This window comes from Chryseobacterium amylolyticum (genome assembly GCF_051011775.1).
Classification (GTDB): Bacteria; Bacteroidota; Bacteroidia; order Flavobacteriales; family Weeksellaceae; genus Chryseobacterium.
Map to the genome: position 1 here is coordinate 429108 of NZ_JBPCHX010000004.1, position 15838 is coordinate 444945.

General features: G+C 39.1%; 15 protein-coding genes. 2 read left to right on the forward strand and 13 right to left on the reverse strand.

All coding sequences use genetic code 11. From position 1 onward, the window contains the following. Nucleotides 1–75 precede the first annotated feature (75 nt). The 8 genes from ACR1PO_RS13860 to queG form a co-directional block, all read right to left on the reverse strand. Entirely contained in the window at nt 76–1527 is a 1452-nt protein-coding gene (locus ACR1PO_RS13860) for a TolC family protein (protein WP_433987129.1), read from the reverse strand. Next, a complete protein-coding gene (locus ACR1PO_RS13865; protein ID WP_433987130.1) occupies nt 1508–4630 on the reverse strand; it encodes an efflux RND transporter permease subunit in 3123 nt (1040 codons plus the stop codon). Before ACR1PO_RS13865 ends, ACR1PO_RS13860 begins: the two co-directional genes overlap by 20 nt. A gap of 21 nt (nt 4631–4651) precedes the next feature. After that, entirely contained in the window at nt 4652–5740 is a 1089-nt protein-coding gene (locus ACR1PO_RS13870; protein ID WP_433987131.1) for an efflux RND transporter periplasmic adaptor subunit, read from the reverse strand. A 61-nt stretch (nt 5741–5801) separates the two neighbouring features. Next, the gene (locus tag ACR1PO_RS13875; protein ID WP_332385934.1) at nt 5802–6134 is read right to left on the reverse strand and encodes a hypothetical protein; all 333 of its coding nucleotides are present in this window, start codon (nt 6132–6134) and stop codon (nt 5802–5804) included. Nucleotides 6135–6607: 473 nt separating this feature from the next. Beyond that, nucleotides 6608–7060: an SRPBCC family protein gene (locus ACR1PO_RS13880; protein WP_433987132.1), complete on the reverse strand. Its 453-nt coding sequence runs from the start codon at nt 7058–7060 to the stop codon at nt 6608–6610. Between the two features lie 51 nt (nt 7061–7111). After that, nucleotides 7112–7759, reverse strand: coding sequence for a murein L,D-transpeptidase catalytic domain-containing protein (locus ACR1PO_RS13885; RefSeq protein ID WP_332385935.1), 648 nt, complete (start codon nt 7757–7759; stop codon nt 7112–7114). A 3-nt stretch (nt 7760–7762) separates the two neighbouring features. Beyond that, nucleotides 7763–8440: a TIGR02117 family protein gene (locus ACR1PO_RS13890; protein WP_433987133.1), complete on the reverse strand. Its 678-nt coding sequence runs from the start codon at nt 8438–8440 to the stop codon at nt 7763–7765. Nucleotides 8441–8804: 364 nt separating this feature from the next. Further along, a complete protein-coding gene (gene queG, locus ACR1PO_RS13895; protein WP_433987177.1) occupies nt 8805–9743 on the reverse strand; it encodes a tRNA epoxyqueuosine(34) reductase QueG in 939 nt (312 codons plus the stop codon). Nucleotides 9744–9913: 170 nt separating this feature from the next. Between queG and ACR1PO_RS13900 the strand changes: the two genes are divergently transcribed. Both ACR1PO_RS13900 and ACR1PO_RS13905 read left to right on the forward strand, forming a co-directional pair. Then, nucleotides 9914–10213, forward strand: a complete 300-nt coding sequence (locus tag ACR1PO_RS13900) for a rhodanese-like domain-containing protein (protein WP_433987134.1) — start codon at nt 9914–9916, stop codon at nt 10211–10213. Between the two features lie 28 nt (nt 10214–10241). Beyond that, nucleotides 10242–10859, forward strand: a complete 618-nt coding sequence (locus ACR1PO_RS13905) for an HD domain-containing protein (RefSeq protein ID WP_433987135.1) — start codon at nt 10242–10244, stop codon at nt 10857–10859. A gap of 76 nt (nt 10860–10935) precedes the next feature. Here the strand turns inward: ACR1PO_RS13905 and ACR1PO_RS13910 are convergent, their stop codons facing one another. From ACR1PO_RS13910 to gldD, 5 genes are all read right to left on the reverse strand, one after another. Then, on the reverse strand, nt 10936–11709 hold the full coding sequence (locus ACR1PO_RS13910) for an alpha/beta fold hydrolase (protein WP_433987136.1): 774 nt from the start codon (nt 11707–11709) through the stop codon (nt 10936–10938). A gap of 14 nt (nt 11710–11723) precedes the next feature. Beyond that, nucleotides 11724–12713, reverse strand: coding sequence for an NAD(P)H-dependent flavin oxidoreductase (locus tag ACR1PO_RS13915; protein ID WP_433987137.1), 990 nt, complete (start codon nt 12711–12713; stop codon nt 11724–11726). Between the two features lie 123 nt (nt 12714–12836). Beyond that, on the reverse strand, nt 12837–14204 hold the full coding sequence (locus ACR1PO_RS13920; RefSeq protein WP_332385940.1) for a peptidylprolyl isomerase: 1368 nt from the start codon (nt 14202–14204) through the stop codon (nt 12837–12839). 86 nt (nt 14205–14290) lie between these two features. Beyond that, on the reverse strand, nt 14291–15214 hold the full coding sequence (locus ACR1PO_RS13925) for a PfkB family carbohydrate kinase (RefSeq protein ID WP_110009163.1): 924 nt from the start codon (nt 15212–15214) through the stop codon (nt 14291–14293). Nucleotides 15215–15241: 27 nt separating this feature from the next. Beyond that, complete coding sequence (gene gldD / locus ACR1PO_RS13930) at nt 15242–15799, reverse strand: gliding motility lipoprotein GldD (protein WP_374463707.1); 558 nt, start codon at nt 15797–15799, stop codon at nt 15242–15244. Nucleotides 15800–15838: the final 39 nt, after the last annotated feature.

Consider the following 15838-nt stretch of genomic DNA (forward strand, 5'->3'; position numbering starts at 1 on the left):
AGAATACAGTGAAAATTTAAATATAAAAGAAGCTGCCATTTCAGGCAGCTCCTCTCATCGTAAAAAAAGTAAAAATTAATCCAGTTTTCCCCCCAGTGCTTTAAACAGCAGGACGTTATTTCTGGTATTCTGATGCTGGAACTGTAATAAGTCCAATTCAGCGGTTAGTTTGCTCTTCTGGGAATTGATCAGTTCAAAATAGTTGGCATACCCTGTAAGGTACAGATCATTGGAAACCTCAACACCGCGGTCCAGGAAACCTACTTCTTCTGATTTCAGTTTCAGAACACGTTCATAAATTTTTGTTTGTTTCAAAATAGACTGAAGTTCATTAAAAGCAGTGGTAATACTTTTCTGATAGTTTAAAAAAGCAATTTCCTGCTCTTTGCTGGCTACTTTAAATTCATATTTCAACTGTCCTTTATTGAAAACAGGAACCATCAATCCTCCCAACAGCTGTCCGGCCAGTGAACCTGGCTTAAAAAATGTTTCCACGGAAAAAGAATTCAGTCCGAAACCGGCTCCCAGGTCAATCTTAGGATAAAAAGCAGCTCTTGCCGCCTTTGCATCAGCCTGGGAAGCTTCTAAAACATAGTAATTCGCTGCTACATCCGGCCTGGAATGGATTACATTTTCCACGTTAATGGTTTTATTTAAAACATCCATATTGGTAGGCATTAATACTTTCCCCCGTTTCACCTCTCCGCCATAGCTACCTGTCAGGGTTGTGATCGCCTGCTCTACTGTTACGATTTCCACCCGGATATGTTCAATCTCTGCAAGCCAGTTATTGTTCTGTGCCTTGAACTGCTGTACTGCCAATTCGGTAGCTTTACCTACTTCTCGCTGCGCTAAAACAATTTCAAAGGCTCTTTGCTGAAGATTGTAGTTCTTCTGATAAATAGCAAGACGATTATCCAAAGCTACCAGCTGATAATACAGATTGGCAATATCGGTGAAAAGCTCTACCTGCAATAATCTTAATCCTTCTGTTGAAGCCAGATATTTCTTCTGGGCAGCAATCTTCTTATTTTTCAGTTTTCCCCATGCATCAATTTCCCAGCTGCTTCTTGCTCCCAGCCAGTAATTAGGCGTAAAATCCCTGTTAATTTTCTGGTCTTCCGTAATATTAGGTGAAAGATTGGTGTCATAATTTCCAACGCCTTCCATTGTATACTTTCCGTATCGGTTACCGGAAGCATCTATTCCGACTTCAAGGGAAGGCAACAGGTCCATCTTTGAACGTTGAAGAAAACTGTTGGCAATCTCCACTCTTTGCTGTGCAATCTGGAAATCCGGATTTGCCTGTACCACCTTATCAAAAAGCTGAAGCAGATAAGGATCCGTAAAATAAGCCTTCAGATTGATCTGCTGAAATTCATCCGGGTTTTTGTTTTTATCGGTTTTAATAAACTCCTCTGGTAATTCCTGAGCCTTTTTCAGTTCTGCTACTTTGGGAACAGCACATGAAACCAGGCTCAGAGAAGCAATCCCATACAATATATTTCTATGATTTAATCTTTTCATCTTTCTTCTTATTTTCAAGTTTTGCAAAGAATATATACAGTCCCGGAATCACCACCAGTCCGAAGATGGTTCCGATCAGCATTCCCCCGGCTGCAGCAGTTCCAATAGAACGGTTACCGATTGCCCCGGCTCCGGATGCTATACATAAAGGGATAAGTCCGGCTACGAAAGCAAAGGAGGTCATCAGGATCGGTCTCAGACGCTGTCTTGCCCCTTCAATGGCTGCAGGAATGATATCAAACCCCTGTTTGTTTCTTGCCACGGCAAATTCCACGATCAGGATGGCATTTTTAGCTAAAAGTCCGATCAGCATGACCAGGGCTACCTGTGCATAAATATTGTTATCCAGCCCTGCAGCCACCAATGCGATATAAGATCCGAAGATTCCTGTTGGAAGACTTAATAATACCGGCATTGGAAGAAGGAAACTTTCATACTGTGCCGCCAGTAACAGATACACAAACAAAAGGCAGATGGCGAAGATATAAACGGTCTGGTTTCCTGATAGGATTTCTTCCCTTGTCATTCCTGACCATTCAATATCAAATCCTCTTGGTAATGTTTCTTTGGCTACACGTTCTACTGCTGCAATGGCATCCCCGGAGCTGTAACCGTCTGCGGGTTCTCCGTTGATCATGGCAGACATATACATGTTGTACCTTGTAAGCACTTCAGGGCCGTATACTCTTTCGATGGTAATGAAGGTGGAGAAAGGAACCATTTCGCCTTTATCATTTTTTAAATATAAATTCAGAATACTTTCAGGGGTATCCCTGTGTTCAGGACTTGCCTGCACCATCACTTTATACATCTGGCTGAAACGGATAAAGTTCGTAGCGTAGTAAGATCCCAGCATAGTTTGCAGCGTAGACATAGCATTGTCTACCGATACACCTTTCTTCGCTGCCATATCATAATCCACATTGATCATGTACTGTGGGAAGGTAGCATCAAAACTGGTAAAACTGTTCTGCAGTTCGGGCGCTTCATTGAGTTTTTTAACAAAATCCTTGGTGATCTTATCTGTGTTTTCAATGGTTCCTCCGGTTCTGTCCAGCAAACGCAATTCAAAACCACTGGTATTTCCGAATCCGGGAACGGTTGGCGGCGCAAAGATTTCAATCTGGGCATCTGCAATACCTTTTGTTTTCTCTGAAAGTTCTGCAATGAGATCATTTACTGAAATACTTCTTTCTTTCCAGTCTTTAAGGTTAATCATCGCCATACCGTAAGATGAACCTGCAATTTCTGTTACGATACTGTATCCTGCCAGTGTGGTTACGTTTTCTACTCCTTTAATCTTCTTGGCAATCACCGTGACTTCATCCAGTACTTTTTCTGTTCTCTCTACGGTTGCTCCCTGTGGAGTGGTTACACTTACATATACCATTCCCTGGTCTTCCATAGGAATAAATCCGGTAGGCAGGAATTTACTGGTCACAAAAGTCAGTCCGATGAATAAAAACAGCAGTCCGAAAGTTACTGTAGTTCTTGTAGCAAATTTTGATAAAATACCTACATAACTATTTGTCAGTCTTTCGAAGCCAGTATTGAAACTCTGGAAAGCCCTGTCGATAATTGTTTTCTTCTTATTGTGGTCATGAGGCTTTAAAATAATAGCACAAAGCGCCGGAGTAAGCGTCAATGCATTCACCCCTGAAATCACAATACTGATGGCCAATGTTAATGAAAACTGACGGTAAAATACTCCAACAGGCCCATCCAGGAACGCCACAGGAATAAATACGGCAGACATCACGATCGTAATAGCGACTACAGCTCCTGCAATTTCTTTGGTGGCACTGATGGTGGCATCCAGCGCGTTCATTCCTTCCTCCATTTTCACATGGACAGCTTCAACGACGACAATGGCATTGTCAACCACAATTCCGATGGCAAGGACCAACGCAAACAATGTTAAAAGATTGACAGAGAAATCAAGCATGTCCATAAATGCAAAAGTTCCTACCAACGCCACTGGTACAGCCAGTACAGGAATTAATGTGGAACGCCAGTCCTGCAGGAAGATAAATACCACAATTCCTACCAGAATAAAAGCTTCAATAAGGGTTGTGAGTACCGCACTAATGGAAGCATCAAGGAATCGGGAAACATCATAAGCCATGTTATACTCCATTCCCGGGGGAAAGGAGGTGACTTTCAATTCTTCCATTTTTGCCTTTACACTTTCGATTACTTCAGAAGCGTTGGAACCCGGACGCTGTTTCATCATGATGGATGCAGAGGGTCTTCCGTCTGTTTTGGAAACCATTCCGTAGTTCATCGCCCCGAATTCAACTTTGGCAATATCTTTAAGCTTTAAAATGGTTCCGTCCACATCAGACCGGATCGGTACTTCTTCATATTGCTTAGGCTCAAAAAACTTTCCTTTATATTTAATGACATACTGAAGCTGGCTTGAGGTTTTACCAGAGGTTTCACCTACTTTTCCCGGTGCTGCGGAAATATTCTGTTTTTGCAGGGAAGTGATTACCTCGTCTGCGGAAATATTGTAAGCAGCCATTTTCTGCGGGTCCAGCCATACTCTCATCGAGTATTCCTTCTGTCCCATGATTTCTGCACGTCCTACTCCATCAATACGTTTCAACTCCTGAAGGACGTTAATATCCGTAAAGTTATAGATGAACTGCTCATCCTGGCTCGGGTCTGTACTTGTGATATTAAGGTACATCAGCATACTGTTCACCTCTTTTTCAGTAGTTACCCCGGCTCTGATCACCTCTTCAGGAAGTTCATCAAGAATGGTTGTTACCCTGTTCTGAACGTTTACTGCTGCCACATCAGGGTCTGTTCCTACTTCAAAGAACACCTGAATAAGGGTAAGCCCGTCATTGGAGGTTACCGTAGACATATATGTCATTCCCGGAACTCCATTGATTGCCCTTTCCAAAGGCAGCGCTACCGCATTGGCAGACACTTCGGCATTCGCTCCTGTATATTTTGCCGTAACGGTTACTGAAGGCGGTACAATATCGGGAAACTGGGTGATCGGCATTTTCAGCAACGCCATGATTCCCAGCAGTACAAATAATATGGAAATAACCAACGAAAGAACCTTTCGTCTTATAAACATTTCTACCATTGATTTAAAGATTATGAAAGGTTAATACTTCTTTTTGATTTTGATAATATCACCGTCTTTCAAAGACTGTGTTCCTTCATAAATGATTAAATCTCCTTTTTTAAGACCGCTTTCCACCATATAAGAATCTCTTAAGGTAGTTCCGATCTTAATGCTGGTCATTTTCACTTTATTCTGCTGATCCACTACAAAAACATAGGTCTTATCCTGGATGGAGAAGGTAGATTTCTGTGGAATAAGGATTGCGTTATTCTGCTGTTCGGAAATGATAAGCTTCCCGGAAGTACCGTGTTTGATGAGGCGGTCCGGATTCGGGAAAAGCACTTTATAACGGATAGAGCCTGTAGTTCTGTCGATTTCTCCTTCAGCTGTTTTTAAAGCACCGTTGAACTGATAATTGGCTCCGTTAGGCAGCATCAGTTCAATCTTCTGGTGGTTCCCGATCTTATCATTGGCCAGGAGCTCAAAATATAAGTTTTCAGGGATGGAAAAGTAAGCGTATACTTCGTTCAGTTGGGAAAGTGTGGTCAATAATGTTCCGTTTTCCACTAAACTGCCGTCTTTATGGGGAATCACGTCAATTACCCCATCAAAAGGTGCTGTGATCTTTGTAAAGCCTATTTTCTGAAGAACTGCCCTTTTTTCAGCATCGGCAAAAGCATGTTTTGCTTTCGCGGAAGACAGTTTTGCTTTTACCATTTCCAGCTCGTTATTGGCTACAAATTTCTTGGCATGAAGACTCTGAATCTGCTTCAGTTCCACTTCTGCGATGCGGACATCTGCTTCAGTCTGCTTTAATGCTGCATTGGCTTTCAGAAGCTCCATCTGCAATTCAGCATCATTGATTTTAAATAAAGCCTGCCCCTGGTTTACAAACTGGCCCTCGTTGACATAAATATGCTGTATAATACCTCCGATTCTGGAACGCATTTCAACATTCTTTTTGGCCTGGATATCTGTGACAAACTGGTTGCTCACCAATGTATCTTTTTCCTTGATTTCCAGTACGGGAACTTCTTTTTCTTTCTGATTGTTTTTTTCCTTGTCTTTACTGCATGACACAGCCAATAATGTTGCAAGAATGCAAATTATTACGTTTTTACAATACATTTTTAAATGTTTAAATTATAAGATTTCCGTTAAAAGTGATTTGGCTTTCAGAAATTTAAACTTAGTACAGCTGGAGGAGATGGAGAAAGGATTTAACCCCGCAAATAATGGAAACCGCAATTTCCGGAAGGGTAATTTTCGGAATAACTTTTAATATCCCTGAGAAGTCTGCCACTGCAGAATCATTTTTTCTGACTGAGTGTTTTACAATTTTTGAAGCAGCAGGCAGAGCATGCGTGTTCATATCTGCTTCTTCATAAACATCCAGAACATGAATATTCGTTACAGGAGGGACATGAGGAATATTCTGCAACGATTTTTCTGCCCAATTCGAATTGAAAAGGGAAAAAACCAGTATGATATAGAATAAGAAAAATGACCTCAGAGCTGCCATGTGAATCAGAATACTTTAGTTTTTCAGTAAAACGATAGTGGTGCAAAAATAGAGATTTTTACTGGAAAATCCGGCCATTGAACTGTTAAAAAAACTTAAACAATGAGTGAATAATCCTGCCCATTCATATTGGGATTCTACGGAATGACAAATAGAATGCGAAGTCTATTCATGCAGTCTGTCATTCCGAAGGAATCCAACTTCTAAAATTCCGGATGAAAATTGGCATTAAGTTTTGGCTAAAGCCAGATGAATTCTGATTTATTATTAACGGGCTAAAGCCCGTTTCTATTGAATTATTTTCTCATAGATTTCACACATTAAGTAGATTATTCTAAAGGCTTACCACCCAGTTTGTCATTCTGAAGAATATAATTGGAATCGTTAAAGTTTCGGCTAAAGCCAATGAAATTCTGGTTAACGTTTTTAAACGGGCTAAAGCCCGTTTCTATTGAATGACCAAAATTGTCTAGTTAGAACAATTTACTGAGTACTCTGAATCGGTAATCAAAAATATGTTCCAGTTTCTTTCTGACGAAAAGGCGATGGGCAATTTCTCCTAAAAATCCCATGGGAAGTTCATAATCTATGGTATCTCTCATCAGAACGCCTTCTTCATTAGGAATAAATTCATGATGGTGGTTCCACAATTTGTAGGGACCTTTTTTCTGAAAATCGATAAAGCTTTTACGGAAATCAACGTGGGTGATCTCAGTCTGCCATTGCATTTTGATTCCGAATAAGGGAGAAACATAATAATCGATGAGCATTCCTTCGTAGATTTCATCATCTTCCATTTCCGTCAATACAATAAAGCCCATGTCTTTCGGGGTAATTTCTGAAAGATTGCTGGCTGAGGAAAAGAATTTCCATGCTGTTTCTATATCACAGTTGAGCTGTTGTTCGCGGAAAAGGGTATGTTTCATAAGGCGGAACCGGTTAACCTGATTGTTACGAAACAAAGGTATAACAAAGATTTAATTATAGATCCACATCAGTACAGGTTTTCCAGACTTTTGAATCATCGGATCAATTTCCTTCATGGCGTTGTTGGATACAGTTGGGCAACCCCAGCCTTCCGGTGAACCTTTGGGGAACACTTCCTCATCACTCATCAGATTCCATGAATGAAAGACAATATATCTTTTTAAAGCATTACTGTTGGTTTCTTCAAGGCCGTGCATCAGGTATTTTACATTGATTCCCCAATCGCTGTACCCTCTTCCTTCCAGTTTATATTTTCCTAAAGAAGATAGATGGCTTCCGTCTTCGTTGCTGAATTCCGGATTGGCTTTAGAATCATCTTTACTCCATGAATTGGAGCCGCAGCCATGGCCTACCAGATATTTTTTTGAAATGTTATTGTTTTTAAAATCCCAGACAAAAAAACGGTTAACCCCGGAATGAAGGCTCATATCAATCAGAATACAGAAATCACGGTTAAGATTCTTTGAGGTACAAAATTCCAGGGCTTCTTCAGCCTTTATTTTTAGCCTGGAAAGATCGGCTTCAGGTTTCTTTTCGGCAGCAACAGGTGTGTCAACCGTCTGTATTGTATTTCTGTTTTTCTCCTGAGAGCATGAGCATATCCAAAAAACAACAAAAAACAGACAAATCCTTTTCATGAGTTATTTATAGTGCTGAAAAATTCCAAAATCTGTGGGTGTCCAAAGTGCTGCTTTTTGTCCGGCAGCTTTTAAAGCGTTATTTGACCAGGTATTACAGGTGTAAAGAAAGCTGTAAGTCCCTTTGGCATCATAAAAGGCATCATTATCACCATATACCGCATTGGTTGGAATTAATATGAAGTTACCGTTCTGGTCCCTGTCGAACTTATCTTCTACGTATTTCACCAGTTTCTCATACTGCCCTCTGCTGATCATAATCATCTTGCAGTCTTCACCTTCCTTCATTGTATTGTAGTAGGTACAATGCATGGCAGAATCACTTAACCAGAAGGCTGCTTTAACGGCTGTAGAAAACTTAAGGTCAGCCCATGTAGGGGTATCCAGGTAAAAACCTTTGTCTCCCCATCCTATTCCGATATACTGATAGTCTGTTTTTTTTGATTTCGTATTGGCAAAAGGAATTTTCCGGCTCCAGTCCTGAAGATCATTTGTCACCGGCATTACGATATCCGTATGCACTCCGTTGGTATAAATATAGATCGGGATTTCTTTCTTCTGTCCGTCATCTTTTGCTGAAACGGGAATATAAGGAATCAGCAGTCCAAGGATTACATAAATAATGACAATTCCCAAAATAACGCCCACCACTTTCAGGAGATACATTAAGATCATTTTCACAGTCATGTTTTTTAATAAAATTTAATCTGCAATTTTTGGTAAAAGTATTTGTTTTAATCGAAAAAATGGCTATATTTAGTTACGAAATATTTACAAATATGCGTAAAAATACCAAATCCCAAAAAAGATTTAAAATAAGAGTAAAAACTGCTCCTAAAAGAATACAAAAAAGACGTTGATTTTCGGTGAGATCTTGATCTCCTGAAAATCAATTTTCTTTATAGGAAAGGCTTTTCAAGAAACTTATTGATATAATCTTTTACCTCCTTAAAGCGGAAAATTTAAGGAATGGCCGGTTATCAGCTCTGGTTTGGAAATTCAAAAAATTCCAAAGGAGGAATTGTCACCGAAAATTCCGGAAAAATCAGTCAGACGACTTCTGTAAAAACTCAATATTTCTCTTGAGCCCTGCAAATTTGGTCCGTTTTACGGGAGATTTTCTGAAAATTTCAGAGAAAATTTCCTGGGTAAGCTCTTTCCATTCTCCTTTTTTGAAGTTTTTCAACGCTTCGTTTGGCTGAAAACGGCTTTGTTTATTGGGAGCTGAGAAGCGGTTCCATGGGCAAACGTCCTGACAGATATCACAGCCGAACATCCAGTCTTCCATTTTATCTTTAAAATAATCAGGAATTTCGTTTTTGAGTTCTATGGTTGCATAAGAAATACAGCGGCTTCCGTCAATAATTTTCTCGGAAACGATAGCATCTGTCGGGCAGGCATCAATACATTTCCTGCAGGTTCCGCAATGATCTGTGGTGGCATGATCCGGAATCAGTTCAAGATCACAGATAATTTCTGCCAGAAAGTAAAAAGAACCATTCTGTTTGGTAATAAGATTGGCATTTTTTCCTACCCAGCCAATTCCTGACTTTCTGGCCCAGCTTCGTTCCAAAACCGGAGCAGAGTCAACAAAAACCCGAAATCCGAACTCCCCTATTTCTTTCTGCAGTTCCGCTACCATCTCACGGAGAATTTCTTTGATTACTTCATGATAATCTTCTGCATAAGCATATTTTGAGATTTTATAATTCTCCAGTACCGGGATTTTCTCCTCAGGAAAGTAATTGTAAGAAAGTGAAATAACAGATCTGGACCCTTCTACCAGAAGACGCGGATCAAGTCTTTTGTCGAAATGATTTTCCATATACTTCATTTCGCCATTATAATTATTCTTCAGCCATTTTTCAAGATGAGGGGCATCTTCTTCCAGAAAATCAGCTTTGGAAATACCACAACTCTGGAATCCAAAACTTTTTGCCTTGGATTTTATCAGTTGGGAATATTTTTCGGCGCCGGCATTCATTAATTTCACACTGCAAAATTAAGATTATTTTATCAATCTGATCATTGACATCGAAGTTCCGCTTACGGCCGGCTTCCTATCTCTTATTTTCTGAAAAATTTATGTTTTAATTAGGATTTTTTTCAAAAAAAAATTGCGTAATTTCGTTTCTGATTTTAAAATAAACAACTATGTCTTTAATAGAAGTAATACAATCCGGAAACTATGAATTGATCGACGTTCGTGAGCCAATGGAGCTTGAAATGGACGGTAATATAGATGGAGCCAAGAATATTCCTCTGGGTGAAGTAGAAGATAGACAAGATGAGATTCTATCTATTGAAAAACCGGTAGTCCTGTTCTGCAGAAGTGGAAACAGAAGCGGAAAAGCATTGGATTATCTTAATGCTCAGGGATTAAAGGACGGTTATAACGGCGGAGGCTGGGCTGAGCTGAAGGCTGTTCTGGAAGCAAATCAGGGAACTTTTTAAAAGTTCCTTTTTTTATCCCTTTATTTCTATGAATCTGAAAAATCAATTTGAACAGCTGTGTTCTGCTTTTACAGAAGACAGACAGCTAATCAACAGTCTCTGGAATGAAATTGAAACCAGATATTCTGAAAAAAGCAGGTATTACCACAATCTTCTTCATCTTGAAAATATGTTCAGGGAGCTTGATGATGTGAAGGGTAACATTTCCGGTTTCACAGCAATTTCTTTCTCCGTATTTTATCACGACATCATCTATGATGTCACATCGAAATCCAATGAAGAAAAAAGTGCCGCTGCTGCAGAAAAAAGACTTACTGAACTTCATGTAAATAAAGATGATATTTCAGTGATTTCGGAACAGATTATTGCTACAAAATCCCATCAGCTGTCTGTTCATAACGATACCAATTATCTTCTGGATGCAGACCTTTCTGTGCTGGGTAAAGATTTTAAAACTTATATGGAATACACCAGGAATATAAGAAAAGAATATTCTGTTTATCCCGATTTTCTATATAAACCGGGACGAAAAAAAGTCCTTAAACATTTTCTTGAACTTGAAAGTATCTTTAAAACAGAATATTTTAAGGAAAAGTATGAGGCTCAGGCAAAAGAGAATATTGAAGCCGAGCTCCGGTTACTGTAACTGCAAAATGCAGGATCCTGTTTTGCATAAAACAAAGACATCTCAGTGATAAGATGTCTTTTTCTATTATGAATATTTATTGCAGGTAATTACCGATAAACGCTGTCGCTTTTTGCAGTACAAGCTCAGGAACTTCTTTATGCGGTGTATGTCCGGTCCTGGGAATAATATATTTCTCAGCACTTCCACTCACCTGAGTAACTGTTTTTTCTACCTGATCCAAGCTTCCGTATTCGTCTGTTTCTCCCTGAATGAATAATAATGGCGCCGTAATGTCTTTCAGGAGATATTCAATATTCCAGGTTCTGTAATCATCCCGTGTCCAGGTTTCTGTCCAGGCTTTGAATAGTGTTTCTACCTTATCACCATGATATTTCTGAAGCCGTTCCGGAAGATTTGTTGTTTTGTAGGCTTCCCACGCATCATAGATGCCTTTTAAAGTAATGTCTTCCACAAAAATATGTCCTGCTTCACAAATGACAGCTTTTATTCTTTCAGGATACTTTGCAGCCGTGATGAGAGCTATTGTCCCGCCATCACTGTGCCCAAACAGAATAACGCTATCAATATTCATTTCAGCCAGCAGGTCATTCAGCAAATCGGCTTCCAGCTCCATATAATTTACCGGTCTTTCATGAGTAGGCAAAGGGTATGATTTTCCATATCCTAACCGGTCATAAACAAGGGTATTGCACTGTACGGCTTCAGCGAGTTTTACAGGAAAATCTCTCCAAAGCTGCACTGAGCCTAATGAGTCATGCAGAAAAACAACCGTAGGCCTGTCTTTAAACTGATTATTATGTTCTATATATAATTTTTTATCCTTTACATCAATTATTCTTTCCTCCATTGAATCAATTATATTTAAAACGTTGGCATTTTTGTTTCTTCAAATTCTTTTAAAAGATGATTGAAAACAGTTTCCACCGGAAGAATCTCATCAATCAAAGCTGAGACCTGCCCTATTTCGAGTTCTCCGTCTTCCATATCTCCTTCGAACATCCCGCGTTTTGCTCTGGCTCTTCCTAATGAAGCGATTAAAGCATCTTTGTTTCTTCCGCTCTGATAGATTTCTTCCAGCTCATTAAAGAATTTATTTTTAACCATTCTTACCGGTGCCAGTTCTTTCAGGGTAAGATGCGTATCTCCTTCCTGAAGTTCCGTGATTTTCTTTTTCCAGTTTTCATGGGCGCTGGCTTCTGTAGTAGCAGCAAAACGGGAGCCTATTTGCACACCGTCTGCACCAAGAATCATCGCAGCTTTGATCTGTGAGCCCAGGGCAATTCCTCCTGCAGCGATTAACGGCTTAGAAATATGTTTTTTAACATTGGGAATAAGACAAAATGTTGTTGTTTCATCTCTTCCGTTGTGCCCTCCTGCTTCAAACCCTTCTGCCACAATAGCATCTACTCCGGCATCTTCACATTTCACAGCAAATTTGGTAGAGGAAACTACGTGAGCTACTTTTATTCCTTCTTTCTGAAGGGTTTCTGTATAGGTTTTAGGGTTACCGGCTGATGTAAAGACAATCTTCACTTTTTCTTCAAGAATGATCTGAATGATCTCCTCAATATTGGGATACAGCATAGGCACATTTACCCCGAAAGGTTTATCTGTTGCCTTTTTGCATTTCTGAATATTTTCTCTGAGGATATCAGGATACATACTTCCTGCTCCTATGATCCCCAATCCGCCACAGTTGGAAACAGCCGAAGCAAGTCTCCATCCTGAATGCCAGATCATACCTGCCTGGATAATCGGATATTTAATATTAAAAAGGTGTGAAATTCTATTTTGTGTCGCCTCCATCTCATGAAGTTTTTTTGCAGCGTTGAAATCTATAAAATTGCTCATGCGTAAAAATAATAAAAACAATGGTTTTCCGGGAAATATCTGTCAATATTTTCCATCACGGGTTTTTGTCTTTATAACGTTTAGTGATAAAAAAAACCTTCAGAAATTCTGAAGGTTTTGATTTTATTTTGTCATGGATTGTTTCTTCCAGTTCGACTTAAAGTTACAGCTGTCGTAACGCCCGTCAATTGAAATAAAAGTTGTCGGTAACTTGGAGTTGACAAACTTTTCAACCATTTCACTTTTCTTTTTATTCAGCGCCATCTGCTTGATTCTGCTGAAGTCTGTTTCCAGTGTAATCTGGTGAGAAGGAATCACATCTTCCACTTTGATGATCTTGATTTGCTTTCTCTTGTTTTCTTCGTCTTCAAAAGCAGTTGTGATATCTCCTTTGTTCAATCCGGCCAATTCATAGCTGATTGTTCCGGGGATACTTTCTCTTTCAATTTTATCAGAACCATCAGCTCCCGGAATTATTCCAGCGTTGAATTTTGTTCTTTTATCATCTGAGAATTTAAAAGCAGCATCTTTAAAAGTCATTTTACCATCTATAATAAGACCTCTGATACTGTCTAATTTTGCTTTTGCAGTTTTGATCTCTTCATCAGTTGGAGTGGCTTTTAACAAGATATGTCTTGCGTCATACACTTTACCTGATCTTTTCACCAACTGAATAATGTGGAATCCGAATTCAGATTCAACAGGATCTGAAATTTCATTTTCCTGAAGGTTCAGTGCTGCAGCCTCGAATGGCTTCACCATCTGTCCTTTGTTGATATTTTTATATAATCCACCGTTAGCAGCTGATCCTTCATCTTCAGAATAAATTCTTGCCTGGCTTTCAAAAGTTTCCCCGGCAAGGATATCCTGCTTGATTTTTTTCAACCTGTTGATAAGGTCTTGTTTATGAGCTTCTGTAAGGGATGGATAAATCATAATCTGAGCCAGAGTAACTTCATCTTTTACCTGTGGCAGCTGTGTTTTATACATATTGTAGAAGTCAGTTACCTCATTTGGAGTTACGTCTGCTTTATCAGTAACTCTCTGGTATTTCGCCTGCCCGTAGTACTGGTCTGTGTCTATCTTCTCGATAGCATTTTTCATCTCATAGGCATTTCTGAACTTATAAGCGGCCAGCAATGTCTTTTCATCCGGAAATTGAGAAAGCAACTGACGGTATTTTGCATTAGCCTGTTCTTTGATGGCTGCAGAACGGTTTTCAATTAAAGTATCTTTTTTTGCTTCGTATACAAGAAGCTTATTGCTGATAAGGTTTTCCAGGAACTCACATTTGTCTGTGTTGGCAGCTCCCTGCTGTTTACCATAATTCATCTGCTCGATTACATCAGATTCCAACACAATCTCATCTCCGATAACAGCTGCAATACCATCCACCAAATCTCCTTGTTTTAGCTGGGCATTCATCATATTTGAAGAGAATATCATGATGAAAATCCCAAGAAGAAAAGTGATTTTTAGTTTATTTGTCATTTTACTATTTTAACAAGTTGCAAATTTAGAATTCTTAACGAATTTCACTCAATTTTTTATTATAAATATTTCTTAAAAAGACTTATTTACTGCAGTTCAACATCAAATGTCGTTAATTCTTTGAATTGTCTCAATCTGCTGAACATATCTGCTTCATTTACTTCTTCTATTCTTTCAGTTCCGAATTTCTCTACGGTGAATGAAGCCATTGCAGACCCTACAATAAGGGCAGACTTCATCGTTTCGAAATCAATTTTTCCTTTTTTAGCAAGATATGCTGCAAATCCTCCTGCGAAAGTATCTCCGGCTCCTGTCGGATCAAAAACATCTTCCAATGGAAGCGCAGGGATAGCAAATACTTTATTGTCATGGAAAAGTAAAGCTCCGTGCTCTCCTTTTTTGATAATGACATATTCAGGACCCATTGTGTGGATCTTTTTAGCTGCTTTTACCAGAGAATATTCTCCTGAAAGCTGTCTTGCCTCTTCATCATTAATGGTAATTACATCTGTTTTGGCAATCATATCCATTAAGATATCCCAAGCAGAATCCATCCAGAAGTTCATGGTATCAAGGATAACCAGCTTAGGACGGTTGTTCATTTTTTCAAGTACAGATAACTGAACTCCAGGGTGTAGGTTTCCAAGTAACAAAATTTCGGCATCCTGCATTGAATCAGGGATCTTCGGATCGAAATTCTCAAGAACATTTACTTCTGTAGCCAAAGTATCTCTTGTATTCAGATCGTTGTGGTATTTTCCGGACCAGAAGAATGTTTTTCCTTCTTTCACGATTTCAATTCCTTCAATGTTTACATCCCTGTTGGTGAACATATCAAGATGTTCCTGTGGAAAGTCTCCTCCTACTACAGAAACAATTCCGGATTTAACGCCTAAAATTGATGAAGTGATCCCGATATAAGTGGCTGCACCTCCTAAAATTTTGTCCGTTTTACCAAATGGTGTTTCAATTGCATCAAATGCAACACTTCCTACAACTAAAAGTTTCATATATTTTTCAATGTATATTAAAAGTAATTATTTTTTCCATTCAAAAGTGTCCAGCAGGTGTTTCATATCATTTTTGATATAGTTCACTGCAGGGGCAAGAGAGTCCGGTTTCGGTCTCGTATTAAAGTATAAGTAAGCAGTTACGAAGTGTTTCGTACTGTCTGTAATGTAGAATTGAAGATTGGAAGCACTTTGTCCTTTCAGCTCGTAGAAGTTCCCGTATACTTTTTTTTCAGGGTATTCAAAGGATTTTGTATCTATGGAACTGGCTTTGATGGTATGCTCATATACCATTTTTTCAGCTTCCTTAATATGGTCTGCAAAGTCATTTTGTATCGGATAATAGGTAACGAAAATTTTGGCTTTCATTTTCGGATAGTTCAGGTAGAACCAGCAGGGCTTTTTGGCTGGTGCTATGGAAGCAAAGTCCGAATACTCGAAGGTATAGGCGCAATCGTTTTGAAACTTCTGGTATTTCGGTGCAGGATACTCAAGACGCAGTTCTCCATAAGGTTTTGGTGAAGGGTCTTTTCCACATGAAATTAAAAGCAGCGATACAAAAATAAAAATGACTTTTTTAATCATTTTGCAAAAGTACAAATTAGATTTCAGATTTAAGAAGAC

What these genes read in the sequence shown, in the direction of transcription:
- ACR1PO_RS13880 (WP_433987132.1), bottom strand. Translation starts at nt 7,060, where the DNA reads ATGAAACATACCCTTTTCCGCGAACAACAGCTCAACTGTGATATAGAA.
- ACR1PO_RS13910 (WP_433987136.1), bottom strand. Translation starts at nt 11,709, where the DNA reads ATGGAGGAAAGAATAATTGATGTAAAGGATAAAAAATTATATATAGAA.
- ACR1PO_RS13875 (WP_332385934.1), bottom strand. Translation starts at nt 6,134, where the DNA reads ATGGCAGCTCTGAGGTCATTTTTCTTATTCTATATCATACTGGTTTTT.
- ACR1PO_RS13920 (WP_332385940.1), bottom strand. Translation starts at nt 14,204, where the DNA reads ATGACAAATAAACTAAAAATCACTTTTCTTCTTGGGATTTTCATCATG.
- ACR1PO_RS13870 (WP_433987131.1), bottom strand. Translation starts at nt 5,740, where the DNA reads ATGTATTGTAAAAACGTAATAATTTGCATTCTTGCAACATTATTGGCT.
- ACR1PO_RS13905 (WP_433987135.1), top strand. Translation starts at nt 10,242, where the DNA reads ATGAATCTGAAAAATCAATTTGAACAGCTGTGTTCTGCTTTTACAGAA.
- queG (WP_433987177.1), bottom strand. Translation starts at nt 9,743, where the DNA reads ATGAATGCCGGCGCCGAAAAATATTCCCAACTGATAAAATCCAAGGCA.
- ACR1PO_RS13915 (WP_433987137.1), bottom strand. Translation starts at nt 12,713, where the DNA reads ATGAGCAATTTTATAGATTTCAACGCTGCAAAAAAACTTCATGAGATG.
- gldD (WP_374463707.1), bottom strand. Translation starts at nt 15,799, where the DNA reads ATGATTAAAAAAGTCATTTTTATTTTTGTATCGCTGCTTTTAATTTCA.
- ACR1PO_RS13900 (WP_433987134.1), top strand. Translation starts at nt 9,914, where the DNA reads ATGTCTTTAATAGAAGTAATACAATCCGGAAACTATGAATTGATCGAC.
- ACR1PO_RS13925 (WP_110009163.1), bottom strand. Translation starts at nt 15,214, where the DNA reads ATGAAACTTTTAGTTGTAGGAAGTGTTGCATTTGATGCAATTGAAACA.
- ACR1PO_RS13860 (WP_433987129.1), bottom strand. Translation starts at nt 1,527, where the DNA reads ATGAAAAGATTAAATCATAGAAATATATTGTATGGGATTGCTTCTCTG.
- ACR1PO_RS13885 (WP_332385935.1), bottom strand. Translation starts at nt 7,759, where the DNA reads ATGAAAAGGATTTGTCTGTTTTTTGTTGTTTTTTGGATATGCTCATGC.
- ACR1PO_RS13865 (WP_433987130.1), bottom strand. Translation starts at nt 4,630, where the DNA reads ATGGTAGAAATGTTTATAAGACGAAAGGTTCTTTCGTTGGTTATTTCC.